15 protein-coding genes and 1 tRNA gene are annotated in these 15418 nt (G+C 62.2%); 6 read left to right on the top strand and 10 right to left on the bottom strand.

Annotated elements, in window-relative coordinates; all coding sequences use genetic code 11:
* The first annotated feature begins 62 nt into the window (after positions 1–62).
* Both sorU and CN933_RS20105 read left to right on the top strand, forming a co-directional pair.
* Positions 63–404 (top strand): SorU family sulfite dehydrogenase c-type cytochrome subunit, encoded by a 342-nt coding sequence (sorU, locus tag CN933_RS20110; protein WP_018096746.1) that lies wholly within the window; start codon positions 63–65, stop codon positions 402–404.
* A gap of 43 nt (positions 405–447) precedes the next feature.
* Positions 448–891, top strand: coding sequence for a pseudoazurin (locus tag CN933_RS20105; RefSeq protein WP_026168789.1), 444 nt, complete (start codon positions 448–450; stop codon positions 889–891).
* A gap of 327 nt (positions 892–1218) precedes the next feature.
* Here the strand turns inward: CN933_RS20105 and CN933_RS20100 are convergent, their stop codons facing one another.
* Positions 1219–1686 (bottom strand): MarR family winged helix-turn-helix transcriptional regulator, encoded by a 468-nt coding sequence (locus CN933_RS20100; RefSeq protein WP_018096748.1) that lies wholly within the window; start codon positions 1684–1686, stop codon positions 1219–1221.
* Positions 1687–1812: 126 nt separating this feature from the next.
* On the opposite strand from CN933_RS20100, the gene CN933_RS20095 reads away from it, so the two are divergent.
* Positions 1813–2217, top strand: a complete 405-nt coding sequence (locus CN933_RS20095; protein WP_018096749.1) for a GFA family protein — start codon at positions 1813–1815, stop codon at positions 2215–2217.
* Between the two features lie 70 nt (positions 2218–2287).
* Here CN933_RS20095 and ilvD read toward each other — a convergent pair whose 3' ends face one another.
* From ilvD to cpdR1, 3 genes are all read right to left on the bottom strand, one after another.
* Positions 2288–4126, bottom strand: coding sequence for a dihydroxy-acid dehydratase (ilvD, locus tag CN933_RS20090; protein WP_018096750.1), 1839 nt, complete (start codon positions 4124–4126; stop codon positions 2288–2290).
* Between the two features lie 437 nt (positions 4127–4563).
* Positions 4564–4638 (bottom strand) — tRNA-Val (locus CN933_RS20085).
* 276 nt (positions 4639–4914) lie between these two features.
* Complete coding sequence (gene cpdR1, locus CN933_RS20080) at positions 4915–5277, bottom strand: response regulator CpdR1 (protein WP_003531148.1); 363 nt, start codon at positions 5275–5277, stop codon at positions 4915–4917.
* Between the two features lie 190 nt (positions 5278–5467).
* Here cpdR1 and CN933_RS20075 point away from each other — a divergent pair, with 190 nt between their 5' ends.
* Both CN933_RS20075 and hisN read left to right on the top strand, forming a co-directional pair.
* Positions 5468–6349: an N-formylglutamate amidohydrolase gene (locus CN933_RS20075; protein WP_020487499.1), complete on the top strand. Its 882-nt coding sequence runs from the start codon at positions 5468–5470 to the stop codon at positions 6347–6349.
* Between the two features lie 299 nt (positions 6350–6648).
* Positions 6649–7428, top strand: a complete 780-nt coding sequence (gene hisN / locus CN933_RS20070; RefSeq protein WP_018096753.1) for a histidinol-phosphatase — start codon at positions 6649–6651, stop codon at positions 7426–7428.
* On the opposite strand, the gene CN933_RS20065 is transcribed toward hisN, so the two are convergent.
* Positions 7425–8408, bottom strand: coding sequence for an alpha/beta fold hydrolase (locus CN933_RS20065; protein ID WP_102762213.1), 984 nt, complete (start codon positions 8406–8408; stop codon positions 7425–7427). The two genes, hisN and CN933_RS20065, sit on opposite strands and share 4 nt — an antisense overlap.
* Before the next feature lie 373 nt (positions 8409–8781).
* Here CN933_RS20065 and CN933_RS20060 point away from each other — a divergent pair, with 373 nt between their 5' ends.
* The gene (locus CN933_RS20060; RefSeq protein WP_003531141.1) at positions 8782–9243 is read left to right on the top strand and encodes an Hsp20 family protein; all 462 of its coding nucleotides are present in this window, start codon (positions 8782–8784) and stop codon (positions 9241–9243) included.
* Positions 9244–9369: 126 nt separating this feature from the next.
* Here CN933_RS20060 and CN933_RS20055 read toward each other — a convergent pair whose 3' ends face one another.
* The 5 genes from CN933_RS20055 to CN933_RS20035 are packed head-to-tail and all read right to left on the bottom strand — an operon-like array spanning position 9370 to position 15331.
* On the bottom strand, positions 9370–10884 hold the full coding sequence (locus CN933_RS20055) for an ABC transporter substrate-binding protein (protein WP_018096757.1): 1515 nt from the start codon (positions 10882–10884) through the stop codon (positions 9370–9372).
* Between the two features lie 15 nt (positions 10885–10899).
* Positions 10900–12606, bottom strand: coding sequence for a dipeptide ABC transporter ATP-binding protein (locus CN933_RS20050; RefSeq protein WP_018096758.1), 1707 nt, complete (start codon positions 12604–12606; stop codon positions 10900–10902).
* Positions 12603–13454, bottom strand: coding sequence for an ABC transporter permease (locus CN933_RS20045; RefSeq protein WP_018096759.1), 852 nt, complete (start codon positions 13452–13454; stop codon positions 12603–12605). Before CN933_RS20045 ends, CN933_RS20050 begins: the two co-directional genes overlap by 4 nt.
* Positions 13451–14389 (bottom strand): ABC transporter permease, encoded by a 939-nt coding sequence (locus CN933_RS20040; protein ID WP_018096760.1) that lies wholly within the window; start codon positions 14387–14389, stop codon positions 13451–13453. The genes CN933_RS20045 and CN933_RS20040 overlap by 4 nt, the downstream gene beginning before the upstream one ends.
* Before the next feature lie 51 nt (positions 14390–14440).
* Positions 14441–15331: a proline iminopeptidase-family hydrolase gene (locus CN933_RS20035; RefSeq protein ID WP_018096761.1), complete on the bottom strand. Its 891-nt coding sequence runs from the start codon at positions 15329–15331 to the stop codon at positions 14441–14443.
* Positions 15332–15418: the final 87 nt, after the last annotated feature.

Here is a 15418-nt window from a genome sequence, read left to right as displayed (position 1 = left end):
TCCGCTGCGCATGCCGCGGAACCCTGTTTCACGATCTTTTCCCATCAGTTTCGGATCAGAACATGACCTATGCTTCAAGCCGCCGGATCGCGGCCGTGCTCACCTGCGTAACCATCGGCCTGTCGACGATCACGGCATCCGCCGAAGAAGACAAGCTTGCGCTCGGTAAAGAGATATTCCTCGAACGGTCGGAACCCCAATGTGCGCTCTGTCATACGCTGGCGGATGCGGAGGCCGTCGGGGAAGTCGGACCCAACCTCGACGAACTCGCACCGGACGCGGAGAGGGTGAGCACGGCCGTCATCAACGGCATAGGCCCGATGCCGGCCAACGAAATCCTCACGGACGAAGAAATCGAGGCCGTCGCGCTTTATGTCTCGACGGTTGCCGGAAAGGCCGAGTGATCGGCGTCATGCGAGCGTTGCTCGTCAAGCAGAGGAGAGTGCGTTGAAGACAAGAATGATGCTTTTGGCAATGTTGGGGGCGGCGTACGCAGGTCAGGTACAGGCCGCGGAATTTCGCATCGAAATGCTGAACAAGGCCGCCGACGGCCGGATAATGGCATTCGAGCCCGCAGTCGTGCGTGCCCAGCCCGGAGACACCATCACCTTCGTGGCGACGAACAAGGGGCACAATTCAGCTCTGATGAAGGGCGGTGCGCCGGAAGGGGTAGAGAGCTGGAAGGGCAAGATCAACGAAGAGGTCAGCGTGACGCTGAGCGAGCCCGGTGTCTACATGTATCAATGCACGCCGCATCTGGGCATGGGCATGATCGGCGCCATCGTGGTCGGAGAGCCGGCGAACCTCGAAGCGGTCAAGGGCATCAAATATCCCGGAAAATCGAAGGCGGCCGCGGAGAAGATCTTCGCGGAAATCGAGCGCGGCGGCTGACGGACGGTTGCTTGCGCTTGTAGCGGGACGAGGAAAATTGCGTGCGGTTTTCCGCCCGCATCCCGCGCCTTCTTGGAACCGATCATGATTTCAGGTCGGCCCGACCTAAATCATTGTGAGTTCGTGTTTTCCTGATTTCTGATTTCTGTGCTTGTCACAAGCACCAGCAGCGCTGCCTTCGCGGCGTGGGGGTTCTTTCCAGCCCAAGGACTTGGGCTGGCTGGATTCCCGTGGAGGCACGGGTATGAGGAGCGCGAGGGTAGCGTAGCGATAGCCGGCGATACCGCGGCTGCCGTCTTTTGTTTGCAACAACCGTTTTGCAGGCGCTTACGGCGGGGCCGCCGCACCGCGCTCGCGGAAGAGCGCGATGATTTCTCCGACGAGCACAGTCGCCCGCCGCAGCTTTTCCTCTCCGACTTCGCTGCCAAGCTCATTCGCCCAGACGGCCTGGCGTGCGGTGATCTCTGCGAGGACCGTTTCGCCCGGCGGAGTGAGCACAATCAGCTTCGCGCGCTGATGGGCGGGATTGTCCCGGTACTCGATCAAACCCTCGGCTTTCAGAACGTCGGCAATGCGCTGTACCCCCTGCCGGGCGAGCCCGAGCGCGCGCGCGGTATCGGCAACCGACATGGCAGCATGTCCAGCCGCGGCCAGAACCTGCCAGCGGGCGCTGCTCTGGCCGGATGGTTGCGCGAGCCTATCTCCTTCGGAGGTCAGATGTCCGGCGAGGCGAAGAACCGAGATGGCGAACTCTGCGAAGGCGTCGCCGGGCGGTGTACGAGAACTTGGATTCATATTGACAACTTATTGTCGTTTCGCTTAGATGACAACATGTTGTCACTATGCTCGATGCTTGGCAAGCCTGCGATCATTGAACATCAAGGAATCTGGAAGATTTAAGTTCAAACGGGGAGAAACGAGATGCAAAAGACCTATCAGGGCAGCTGCCACTGTGGACGGATCCGCTTCGAGGTCGACATCGATCTCGAAGCGGGAACCAGCCGCTGCAATTGCTCGTACTGCTCGAAACTGCGTTATTGGGGCGCAAGCGTTAAGCCGGAGGATTTCCGGCTGATGTGCGAGGAGGCAGGCATCGGCGATTATCAGTTCGGCACGATGAGCGGCCATCATCGGTTCTGCACGGCGTGCGGCGTGACGCCCTATGGCCACGGCTATGTCGAAGAGATCGGCGGCGCCTTCGTCTCCATCAATGTCGCATGCCTCGACGGGGTCGATCCCGCCGAGTTTGCGGCCCTGCCGATCCAATATATGGACGGGCTCCACAACAACTGGTGGAATGCACCGGCCGAGACCCGGCACATGTGAATTGACAGCTCCGAAACGAAAAGGCTCCCGCCGCGGCGGGAGCCTGTTCGACAGCTGCAATGCCGTTAGCTTAACGGTCGCCCAGATCTCTCACGGCGCCGCGGTCGGCTGATGTCGCAAAGGCCGCGTAGGCCTTGAGCGCGGTCGTCACCCGGCGCTTGCGTTGCTCGACCGGCTTCCAGCCCTTGGCGTCCTGTTCGGCGCGGCGAGCGGCAAGCTCGGCCTCGTCCACCCGCAGACTGATGGTCCGGTTCGGAATGTCGATATCGATCATGTCGCCCTCGCGCACCAGCCCGATCGTTCCGCCGTTCGCCGCTTCGGGCGAGACGTGGCCGATCGAAAGACCGGAGGTGCCGCCGGAGAAGCGTCCATCGGTGATCAGCGCACAGGCTTTGCCGAGACCCTTCGACTTCAGGTAGCTCGTGGGGTAGAGCATTTCCTGCATCCCCGGTCCGCCCTTCGGCCCCTCGTAGCGGATGACGACGACGTCGCCGGCTTTGATCTCGTTGGAGAGGATGCCCTTCACGGCGGCGTCCTGGCTCTCGAAGACGCGCGCCGGGCCGGAGAATTTCAGGATGCTCTCGTCCACGCCCGCGGTTTTCACGATGCAGCCGTCGAGCGCGATGTTGCCCTTGAGTACCGCGAGGCCACCATCCTTCGAAAAGGGATGTTCGACCGACCGGATGACGCCGTTTTCGCGGTCGGTATCGAGCTCGTCCCAGCGTGCCTCCTGGCTGAAGGCGACCTGCGTCGGAATGCCTCCGGGAGCGGCGCGGAAGAAGTTTCGGACAGTGTCGCTCGACGTGCGGGTGATGTCCCAGCGGTCGATGGCGGCGCCGAGCGTCTCGGCGTGGACAGTCGGGCAGTCGCGGTTGATAAGGCCGCCCTTGTCCAGCTCGCCGAGGATCGACATGATGCCGCCGGCCCGGTGTACGTCTTCCATGTGCACGTCGGCTTTCGCCGGAGCGACCTTCGACAGGCACGGGACCTTGCGCGACAGCCGGTCGATATCGTCCATGGTGAAGTCGATCTCGCCCTCATAGGCGGCGGCAAGGATGTGGAGCACCGTATTGGTCGAGCCGCCCATGGCGATGTCGAGCGCCATGGCGTTCTCGAAGGCCTGCTTGGTGGCGATGTTGCGGGGCAGCACCCGCTCATCCTCCTGCTCGTAATAGCGGCGCGCCAGATCGACGACGAGGTGGCCGGCCTCGACGAACAGGCGCTTGCGGTCGGCATGGGTCGCGAGCGTCGAGCCGTTGCCGGGCAGCGACAGGCCAAGCGCCTCGGTCAGACAGTTCATCGAATTGGCCGTGAACATGCCGGAGCAGGAGCCGCAGGTCGGGCAGGCGGAGCGCTCGATGATCTTGACGTCCTCGTCGGAAATCTTGTCGTCGGCGGCAGCGACCATCGCGTCGACGAGGTCGAGCGCATGCGTCTTGCCGTGCAGCACCACCTTGCCGGCCTCCATCGGCCCGCCGGAGACGAAGACGGCCGGAATGTTGAGGCGCAATGCCGCCATCAGCATGCCGGGGGTGATCTTGTCGCAATTGGAGATGCAGACCATGGCGTCGGCGCAATGGGCGTTCACCATATATTCGACGCTGTCGGCGATGATCTCACGCGAGGGCAGCGAGTAGAGCATGCCGTCATGGCCCATGGCGATGCCGTCGTCGACCGCGATCGTATTGAATTCCTTGGCGACGCCGCCGGCCGCCTCGATCTCGCGCGCGACGAGCTGGCCGAGGTCCTTCAGATGCACATGGCCCGGCACGAACTGCGTGAACGAGTTCACCACCGCGATGATAGGCTTGCCGAAGTCGCTGTCCTTCATGCCCGTCGCGCGCCAGAGGCCGCGGGCGCCGGCCATGTTGCGGCCGTGGGTGGTGGTGCGGGAGCGATAGGCAGGCATGAACGTGTTCCTTCACGGACGAATGTCATTAGGCGGATGTGGCGATCGCAGAGCGCCGTTGCAGGGGGGTAGTAGCGCAAAATTGCGCGCGCGTCATCGTCCGCGCCAGATTATTTCCGGCGGCGCGTGCTCGCACCGGCTCGGCTCCGCGCAAGAAAAAAGGCCGGGCTGAACCCGACCTTCCTCAACACCTTCAGCCGATGCCAGTACATCCGTGGTCAATGGCGAGGTGGGTATCTCTTAACAAGCGAACATGAAGACCATGTGACAACGATTCGAAAACCCGCGCGCGCTTTCGACAAGCCGGCAGAGTCGCCGCCGTTTAGAGGTTCCGGTCCGGGCTTCGGTTACGGGCGGAAAATGCTCTGCTCCGATCAGCGAGGCTGGGGGAATGAAAAAGGGCTTGCGGTCTCCCGTAAGCCCTTTTGAAACTGGGATGGTGGGCGTGACAAGGATCGAACTTGTGACCCCTACGATGTCAACGTAGTGCTCTCCCGCTGAGCTACACGCCCATCCGATGCGGCGCATAGACCACAAAACCGGCGCCCGCGTCAATAGGCTCTTCGAAGGTTTTTTGACAGAAAATGCGCAAGGTCCGCGCGGCATGATTTCAGGGGGACCGGCACTCCTTTCGGACCTCCTGCAGTTCCGGCGAGCGCGCTAACGCATTGAAATACAAAGCCGCCCTCGATGCTGGTGATCGAGGGCGGCTTAGAGGCAATGCTCGCGCGGAGCGCGTCTCAGGCTGAAGGGTGCGCCGGGAAGCTCGGCGCACATAAGAGCGCTGCTCAGGCCGCCAGCATCTTGTTGACCTCGTTGACGAGGTCGCGCAGGTGGAAGGGCTTGGAAAGGACCTTGGCATCCTTCGGCGCCTTGGAATCCGGGTTCAGCGCAACGGCGGCGAAGCCCGTGATGAACATCACTTTCAGGTCGGGGTCGAGCTCGGTCGCGCGGCGCGCGAGCTCGATGCCATCCATCTCCGGCATGACGATATCGGTGAGGAGAAGCGAAAAGGGTTCTTCGCGAAGCCGGTCGTAGGCGCTGGCGCCGTTGTCATAGGAAAGGACCTTGTAGCCAGCCTTTTCCAGCGCCTTCACTAGAAACCGGCGCATGTCGTTGTCGTCTTCGGCAAGGAGGATTTTCGCAGTCATATCTGGCCGTGGCTACTTCTTCTGGATGCTGGTGAATTGCGGCAGCTCAGCAAACCGCAACATGGTAAATATCTGGTGAACGGGCGCGATCAAGTCCCTTGAACCAGCGGGCGGCCACTATGGACACAGAGGCAACCAACTGGCAACATGATCTGAATAGCAAGAACCGGACATGGTAAAAAGGGTTCCGATGGGGGAAGCGGTTAAGTGGGAGTTTTTCGAGGTTCTGGAACCCGCAAGCCAGAGGATACCCTTCGTTTTCAACTCGCCGCATAGCGGCCGGCATTATCCCCAGTTCTTTCTCGACCAGTCGCGCCTTGATCCGCATTCCATCCGCCGCTCCGAAGACCATTTCGTCGATGAACTGTTCCGCAGCGCCACGTTTCTGGGGGCGCCCTTGCTTCGGGCGCATTTCCCGCGCGCCTTCCTCGACGTAAACCGTGAACCCTACGAACTCGACCCGCGCATGTTCGATGGCGCCTTGCCGCCGCACGCCAATATCAGTTCGATGCGTGTTGCCGGCGGCCTTGGCACCGTGCCGCGCCTCGTCGCCGAGAATATGGAAATATATCGTGGCCGTTTTCCGGTCGAGCAGGCGCTCGAGCGCATCGAGACGATCTACAAGCCCTATCATGCGACGCTCAGAAAGCTGATCGCCCGCACCCATGTCGAGTTCGGGATGTCGATCCTCATCGACTGCCACTCGATGCCGGGCAACGTGCATCTGCCGGGAAGCGGCCATCGCCCGGACTTCATTATCGGCGATCGCTACGGAACGAGTGCGGCGGCGGAACTGTCCCGGGTGGCGGTGGAGCTTCTGGAGCAGCTCGGCTACGCGGTCGCGCGCAACAAGCCCTATGCCGGCGGCTTCATCACGGAACATTACGGCCGACCGACGCGTGGACTGCATGCGCTGCAGATCGAAATCAACCGCGGCCTCTATGTCGACGAGGCAACCCTGATCAAAAAGCCGGGATTTGCGGCACTCGAGGCCGACCTCGCAACCTTTATCGCGGCGCTCGCGCGGCACGTCGAGGATTTCGCCGCCTATCTGCCGCTGGCCGCGGAATAGCAACGCGAAAGGGCTTTTGCGTGCCCGGCGGCGCAACGCTGCTCAAAAAGAACCGCGCCAGCGGCGCGGTCAAGTCTAGGGAGGAAACACCCAAGGAGGGTATTTGCAGCCACGAGTGACTGCAGAGAAACTGTAATGCTGCGCTGCACAATTGTCAAGATTCGAAGACGCAGACTTTCGTATCGGTACGGAGCGCCCTCTTCCGGCGCGCCTCACGGAAGCGGCAGCCGACGTCGGTCCGTTGCCTTTCGCTGAATTTCGTCTATTCAGATCGAACCTCCTTCCTCGCAGAGAGCGACATGCTGCCCGACCGTACCTTCTTCGACCGTCTCGCCGACGCCGCCAAGGCCGAAACCATGCCGCGCTTCCGGGTCGGCACGAGTGTTCTCAACAAGCTCGAAGGCGGCTTCGACCCGGTGACGGAAGCCGACAGATCGGCGGAGGCCTCGATCCGCGCTTTGATCGAGAGCAGCTTTCCGGAACACGGCATTCTCGGCGAAGAGCACGGCAATATCGGCCTCGACCGCGAGCTCGTCTGGGTCATCGACCCGATCGACGGGACCCGTGCATTCATCTCCGGCCTGCCGGTGTGGGGCACGCTGATCGGCCTCTACCGGAACGGCAAGGCCGTCATGGGGCTGATGGACCAGCCCTTCACCGGCGAGCGATTTTTCGCCGACGGCGAGAAGGCGCTCTATCGGGGACCTGACGGAGAGAGGGTGCTCGCCACACGGCCCTGCCGTGCGCTTTCGGATGCCGTCCTGTTCACGACATCCCCGCACCTCTACACGGGCGAGCTTAAGGAACGCTTCGAGGCATTGCAGGAGAAGGTGCGGCTCTTCCGCTACGGCTGCGACTGCTATGCCTTCGCGCTGCTCGCAGCCGGCCATGTCGATCTCGTCGTCGAATGCGGCCTGAAGCCCTACGACGTCGGCGGGCTCATTCCGCTGATCGAGCAGGCGGGCGGAATCATCACCGACTGGAAGGGCGGGCCGGCGGAAATGGGCGGCGAAATCATAGCTGCCGGCAGCCGCGAATTGCATGCGCAGGCGCTTGAGACCCTCAAGGGCCGGGGTTAAGCCTCTTCCAACTGCCGCGGCAGGGACGCGGGATCCTCGGCGTCGGCGCCCGGCAGGAAGGCCAGGATCGCGGCCAGCGCCTGGGCGCGATAGCGGTCGGCCTCCTGCAGGAGCTCGTGCCGCGCGCCGTCGATAGGGATCAGATGCCCCGCACGGAAATTGCTGGCCAGCCGCTCGACCGGTAGATACGGCACGAGCTTATCGGCCGTCGGGGCGAGTATGACGGCGGGTATGGTGATCCTCGTCAGATGTTCGTGCTTGAGGACGCGCCGGATCGTTTTGAAAGCTTCGCTCAGCCAGCGGGCCGTCGGCGGTCCGACCCGCAATTGCGGACGCGCATCGATGAGCGCCAGGTTGCGAGCGTAGCGCCGCTCGTCCGCGGTCAGCACATTGCCCTTGAAAGGGGTACGGTTGCCTTTGTCGGCGCTCAGCGGCAGCCTCCCGAGGCCGATCCAGCGCATGGCCGTCGCGATCGCCCCGATACCCCCTTCGCCGATCGCCTGACCGCCCAGGCCGACGAAGGGGGCAAGCAGCACCATCCGGTCGATCCGGCTTGCGAGCATGGGAGCGAGCGACAGGGCGACGAGCGCTCCCATGGAATGGGCGACGATCGAGAAGGGCAGGCGGGTGTCGGGCAGGACGATCTCGTCGAGGAAAATAGTCAGGTCGCGCTCGTAATCGGTGAAATCCTCGACATGGCCGTGGGTCCAGTGCGGCGACAGCCGCTCGGAACCGCCCTGTCCGCGCCAGTCGAAGGTCGCGACCCAGAAACCGGCGGCCACGAGATCGCCGATCGTTTCGAAATATTTCTCGATCGACTCGTTGCGACCCTGCAGCAGGACGATGGTGCCGCGAATGACCGGGGCCTTCGACCTGAACACCGCGTAGCGGATCTTACGGTTGCCGGCTCCGTCGAAAAAGCCCACCACGGGATCGCCCGGCATCGGATTTTCCGGCATCGAATGAAGGAGCGTGGTCATGGGGAGCGGGCCAGAAGGAACATGCAGATAGGGATAGGCGGCGGCCCGCCACCCGTCAAAGAAAAAAGCCGGAAACGGTGGATGAAATCCGGACGATCACCGTTTCCGGCCGCTGAAGGGAGAAGGGACATGTCACTTCAGCCCTGGGAAGACCCAGTGTCTCCTTTCTACTCCACGGCGGCTGAACGGCGGCCGAACCCGTCGTTCATCCATTGTTCAGGAAGCGCGGCGGCATCCCTCTTGAACTCGCGCGCGGGCATTCCCATGTCTTCTCCGCGGGCGCCGAAGAAGGGTCCGCTCACCGGTCGAGCCACAGCCGGAACGGGGTGGCAGGCCAGACATCGCAACCGTTGCTCTTATGGAGGACGACATCATGCGTCACTTTGATTTTTCTCCCCTCTACCGCTCGACTGTCGGCTTCGACCGTCTGTTCACCATGCTGGATAGCCTTGGTCAGCCGGATCAGTCGCAGACTTATCCGCCTTACAACATCGAACGCACCGGCGAAAACGCCTATCGCATCACCATGGCCGTTGCCGGTTTCGACGAAAGCGAGCTTTCGGTCGAAGCGCGTGAAAACACGCTGACGATCAAGGGCGAAAAGAGCGAAGAAAAGGGTGAGGAAACCCAGTTTCTCCATCGCGGCATAGCCAAGCGCGCCTTCGAGCGCCGCTTCCAGCTTGCCGACCACGTCGAGATCAAGTCCGCTTCGCTGAAGAACGGCCTGCTCCACGTCGATCTTCTGCGCAATATCCCGGAAACGGCCAAGCCGCGCCGCATCGAGATCACCGCGGCGGCTTCGCAGCCGAAGCAGATCGAGGCGCAGACCGCCTAGAGCGCTTCCATGTTTCATGGAAGCATTGAAAGGCTCTAAAGTCTTTGAAGCTGCGCACTAATGAAAAGACGGCGTCCAAAAGGGCGCCGTCTTCGTTTTGCGGGGATGCCTGTGACGGGCAACCCGTCAGTTCTTCACCGTATCTTCCAGGAAAAATCGGCCGAGCGGGTTCTGGTAGAAATTCTCGATGTTCTTGCGCGAAACGTTGAGGTAGGGGCTGTAGTAAAGGTCGATCCAGTGGACGTCGTCCTTCGCCGTCTTCTGGATCTCGACATACATGGCCTCGCGCTTCGCCGGATCGAGTTCCAGACGTGCCGCTGCGACAAGCTCCTTCACTTTCTCGCTGTTGTAGCGGGTCATGTAGTTCATATTGGTGTCATGGCCGAGCACGAAGGTGGTCTTCTGGTCCGGATCGAGGACGTCGTTCGTCCAGTACATCACCGAGATATCGTAGTCCCCGGCGACGAGCATGTCCCAGCTCTGGCTCGCGTCGACCTTCTGCAGATTGACCGTGACGCCCGCCTTTGCAAACTGCTGCTGCAGCAACACGGCGATCTGCTCGTCGACCTCGTTGCCCGCGTTTACGACATAGTTCAGCGTCAGGTCCGATGCCCCCGCCTCGGCCAGCATCGCCTTGGCCTTCTCCGGATCGTAAGGATACTGGTAGTTGGCGTCGTAGTGATAGAGCGAGCCCTTTGGGATGTAGGAATTTGCGACCGTGCCGATGCCGAACGTGACCGTGTCGACGATCGCCTTCTTGTCGATCGCCATATCCAGGGCCTGGCGCACTTCCTTTTTGGCAAGCATGCCGTGCTCATGGTTGATGAGCAGATGGTCTTCGCGGGTCGAGGTATCGATGTGGACCGTGAGGTTCGGGTCCTTCTTCAATTCCTCGACGCGCGAGAAAGGAACGAAGATCGCCGTGTCGAGCTGGCCGGCCTGGACGTTCAGCATGCGCGTGTTGTCGTCCGGAACGGAAATCCATTCGACGCCGTCTAGTTTCACACGATCCGCCTGCCAGAAGTTCGGATTCTTTTCGAGGATGACCCGGTCGCCGCGCCGCCACTCCTTGACGGTGAACGCGCCGGACGATGCCGTTGGCAGTTCGGCGAAGGCGTCCTCGCCAGCCTCGACGGCCTTCTTGGAAAGCACCGAGACGTTCGGAAGGGCAAGCGTCGACAGGAAGGGGGCGGAGGGCGTCTTCAGCTTGACGACCAGTGTCTTCGGATCGGCCGCCTCGGCGGTTTCGACGATCTTGTAGCTGTCGCTCCACAGAGAGCCTTCGTGGTCGCGTATGCGCAGCAAGCTGAAGGCGGCATCCTCGGCCGTTATCGGCGAGCCGTCCGAGAACTTCGCGTCGCGGATCTTGAACGTGTAGGTCAGGCCGTCGTCGGAAAGGGTCCAGCTTTCGGCGAGGCCGGGCTCCAGCTTGGTGCCGGTCTTGTCCACCCGGACAAGCACGTCGAAGACGTTGGAGAACACCCAGTTGTCGACGTTCTGGGCCGACTTGATCGGATCGAAAGTCGTCGAATCTTCGCGGCGGCCGATGGAGAGGATGCCGGCGGCCTCCGCATAACCGGCACTGAGCATAAGGGCGGCTGCGAAAGCGGCCCGGCCGATATTGTTCCACCTTTTGATCATTGTTTGTTCCCTTCGTTATTGTGGCAGGCGTTTGACGGACAGGATCGGTTCCACTGGCGCGGCATCGGTATGGCCGAGCAATGACCTGTCGGGATCGATGTCGGGGATCGCGGCGATCAATGCGGCGGTGTAGGGATGTTTCGGCCGGGAGAAGACGTCTGCGGAGCGGCCCTCCTCGACGATCTCTCCGCGATGCATCACCACGGTGCGTTCGCACAGATTGCGCACGATCGCGAGGTCGTGGGCGATGAAGATCAGCGTGAGGTTAAGGTCGCGGGCGAGCTTGCGGAAGAGGTCGACGATCTGCGCCTGGATCGTGACATCGAGTGCTGCGACGCATTCGTCGGCGATGATCAGCTTCGGATCGACGGCAAGCGCACGGGCGATGCCCGCCCTCTGGCACTGGCCGCCGCTCATGCTGCGCGGCTTGCGGTGGGCGAATTCGCGCTCGAGGCCGACAAGGTCCAGCAGCTCGCCGATGCGTGCCGGAATGTCGGCTCCGCCGATCTTTTTCTGCACTCTCAGAACTTCAGCAAGAGTCTGGCCGATGGTCAGGCGCGGGTTCAGTGCATTGAACGGATCCTGAAAGACCATGGCAGACTCGTGTCGCAGCCTGGCGAGACCCGCACCCCTCTGCTGAGAAAGATCGATACCGTCGAAGCTGACGCGACCGGCGGAAATCGGCGTCAGGCCAAGCATGGCGCGGGCAAGCGTACTCTTGCCGCTGCCGGATTCGCCGACGATACCGACCGTTTCGCCGGGCATGATCTGCAGGTTGATCCCCGAAACGGCGCTGACGGTCCTGGCGTTCTTACCCCTGAAAAGGCTGCCGCCCGACGGGAAGCGCACATGCAAGCCATCGATCTCCAGAAGCGGCCTTGTCGTTCCATGCAAGGGCGTTGGGAGACTGATGGCGGAGGGCACCGCATCAGGCATGGATGGATGGCTGCGGATGAGGCGAACCGTGTACGGGTCCTGCGGTGCGGACAGGATCGTCCGTTTAGGACCCTGTTCCAGCAGCTTTCCGCCGCGCATCACGGCAATGCGGTCGCAGGTCTGCGCCACGATGCCGAGATCATGGGTGATGAGAATGATCGACAGGCCGCGTCTGTCGCGGATGTCCATCAGGAGTTTCAGGATCTGCGCCTGGATCGTGACGTCGAGCGCGGTGGTCGGTTCGTCGGCTATGAGGATTTGCGGATTGCAGGACAGGGCCACACCGATCATGGCCCGCTGACGCATGCCGCCGGAAAGCTCGTGCGGGTAGCTGTCGTACTGGCGGGCGGGGTCAGGGAAGCCGACCTGCCCCAGTATCTCGACCGCTGCCGCCCGCGCATCGCGGCCGCTCAGGCCCTGATGGTAGCGGATGCCCTCGGCGATCTGGTCGCCGATGCGCATGACCGGGTCGAGGTGGCTGGTCGGGTTCTGGAAGATCATGCCGATCTCGGCGCCGCGTACCTCCAGCATCTCGGCGTCGGTGACGGCAGTGAGGTCGCGCTCTCCGAGGAGAACCGCACCGCCTTCGATCTTCAGCAAGGATGATGGCAGGAGGCGAATCAGCGCGCGGCAGAGCAGGCTCTTGCCCGATCCGCTTTCGCCGACGAGGCCGAGGATCTCGCCCTTGGCCAGGTCGAGCGAAACGCTATCCAGCAGCGTGCGCGTCTCTCCCTGGAGATGCGCCTTCACGGTCAGGTCGCGGACAGACAGGACCGAGACGCTCATTCGTGCACTCCCAGCAATTCTCCGAGCGCGTCGCCCAGCATGCTGAAGCCGAAGGCAAGGCAGACGATGGAAAGGCCGGGAAACAGCGTGATCCACCAGGCCGTGGTGATGAAGCTCTGGCCCTCCGCGACCATAATGCCCCATTCGGCGACCGGCGGCTGGACGCCGAGACCGAGATAGCTGACGGCCGCCCCGCTCAGCAGCACCAGGACGGCATCCGACATGGCAAAGACGATCGAGCCGGCAATGGCATTGGGCAGCAAGTGCCGGAACATGATGCGGAAGCGGCCGAAACCAAGGCTGACGGCGGCCACCGCATAGTCGCTGTTCTTCAGAACGAGAATCTGTGCCCGGATCAATCGGGCATAGGAAACCCATCCGACAAGCGCCATGGCGATATAGAAGCTGCCGAGGCCCGGACCCAGAATGGCGATTATCGACAGCATCAATACGAGGAATGGAAAGGCGAGGATAATGTCGACGAGGCGCATGAACAGCGCGTCGACAATGCCGCCGAAGAAGCCGGTGACGGTGCCGACGATCGTTCCTATGACGAAGGGGAAGGCGACGCCGATCAAGGCGATCTGCAGGTCGATGCGTGTGCCCCAGATGACGCGTGAAAGGAGGTCGCGGCCGAAGTTGTCGGTTCCGAACGGATGCAGAAGCGACGGCGGCTGCAAGCGGGCTGCGCCGTTCTGCAGGATCGGGTCATAGGGGGCGAGGACGGGTGCGCCGATCGCCAGCAGGAGGAAAAACAACAGGATTCCCGCGCCAATGACGAGGGCCAGCCGCCGGCCGAAGAGTAACCGCCAGCCGGCCGGCGACGAGGGCACCGTACCGGCGCTCATAGTTTCACCCGCGGATCGACGGCGACGGTGACGATGTCGGCGACGAAATTGACGAGCACAGTGGCGCAGGCAAACACCATGGCGACACCCTGCACGACCATGTAATCGCGCGAGAAGATGGCGCGTACCAGCAATTGTCCCATGCCCGGCAGGGCAAAGACGCTTTCGACCACGACCGTGCCGCCGATCAGCCAGCCGATGTTGACCGCCAGAAGGTTGATGGTCGGCACCAGCGAATTCGGAACGACATGCCGCCAGAAGACGATGCGCTCAGGCATGCCGCGCGCGCGGGCGGCTGTCGCCACGTCTGACTTCAGGGACTCGATCATTGCCGCGCGCAGGCTGCGAACCAGCACCGTCGACAGGGAAAGAGCGACCGTCAGGCTCGGCAGGATCAGATGGGCGAGCTTGTCGCCGAAGGTCGCCCCGTAGCCGGACACCGGCAGCAGATCCAGCTTGACGCTGAAGAGGATCATCAGCATCAGGCCGAGCCAGAACGGCGGAAAGCCGATGCCGAATGTGGAAACAATCCGGACGATATGGTCCGGCGCCCTGCCGGAGTTACGCGCTGCAAGCGCCGCCATGGGCACGGCGATGAGAACCGCCAGAACGACGCTCGACAGCACGAGCGCGACGGTCGGCTCGATACGGGTGGCGATAAGCTTCAGGACATCGATCTTGTAGAGGATCGACTTGCCCATCTCGCCATCGGCGAGATTCTTCAGAAAGTAGAAATATTGCTGCCACATCGGCTCGTCGAGGCCGTACTGGGCGCGGATCTTGGCGATGGCCGAAGGGGTGGCGCGGGCTCCGAGCAGATTGCGCGCCGGATCGCCGGGGATGAGCCGCACCAGAATGAAGGTTATGATGCTGATCCCGAAGATGACCGGCAGGAACTGCAAAGGTCGAGTGAGCACGAACCTATAGCGATGCATGGCGATGCGCGCGCCTCCGTCTCGTTCGGATGTCTCTCGCCATGTTTTGCATCAGTTCGGCCTGTGCCGCGACAGGAAATCGATCAGCGCAGGATAATAGTCCGCCGGGTTCTCGTAGAACGGCATGTGGCTTGCGTTGGCAAAAACCCTGAGTTCGGCCTCGGGGAGGGCGAGCTTCATCTTCAACGCGCAGGCCGGCGTGAGCTCGTCGTGTTCTCCCGTGGTGATCAGCGTCGGCACCTTGATGCCGGGGAGGTCTGGAATGCGGTTCCAGTCCTTGAGATTGCCGATATAGAGAAACTCGTTCGGGCCCTGCATCGTGCCGTAGGGACCCATGTTCCAGTCGTCCAGGGACCGGCGTACCGGTGCGGGCCATTCCGGCAGGCGGCAGACATGGCGATAGTTCAGGATGGTGATGGCAGCCAAATATTCGGGATGATCGTATGTGCCCTGCGCCTCGTGCTTCTGCATCATGGCGACGGTCTCCGGGCCGAGGGCGGCGCGCAGCCGCTCAAGCTCGGTGACGAGGTGCGGCATGTCGGCGACCGTATCCTCCAGGATCAGCGTCTGCAGGTTTTCCGGGTATGTCAGCGCGTAGTCGATCGCCAGCCAGCCGCCCCAGGAATGGCCGAGCATGTGCACCTTGCCGAGCCCCAGCGCCTTGCGAACCGTTTCGGTTTCCTCGACATATCGGCCGATCGTCCAGAGCGAAGGATCGGTCGGGCGGTCGGAGGCGCCGGTGCCGAGCTGATCGAAGGCGACGACGCGATAGCCGTTGTCGATGAGGCACGAATGGGCCTCGCGCAGATAGTCACAGGGTAGTCCCGGCCCGCCATTCAGGCACAACAAGGTCTCCGGGCCCGAACCGAAGCTGTAGGCCACCACCTTGTAGCCATCGACTTCGATTTCGTGTCGCGCCTCCGGCTCGATATCACGCCACATTGACCGCCCCGGCAAAGAAACTGCTTGCTCAATATTTGAGCACGGCTAAATTTTATCCGAAAGGCCAGCAGGCGCCCAGCTATAAGA

Source organism: Sinorhizobium sp. M4_45 (genome assembly GCF_002885915.1).
GTDB classification, from domain to species: domain Bacteria; phylum Pseudomonadota; class Alphaproteobacteria; order Rhizobiales; family Rhizobiaceae; genus Sinorhizobium; species Sinorhizobium meliloti_A.
Note: the sequence above shows the minus strand (reverse complement) of the source record. Positions and strands in the feature narration are given on the sequence as shown.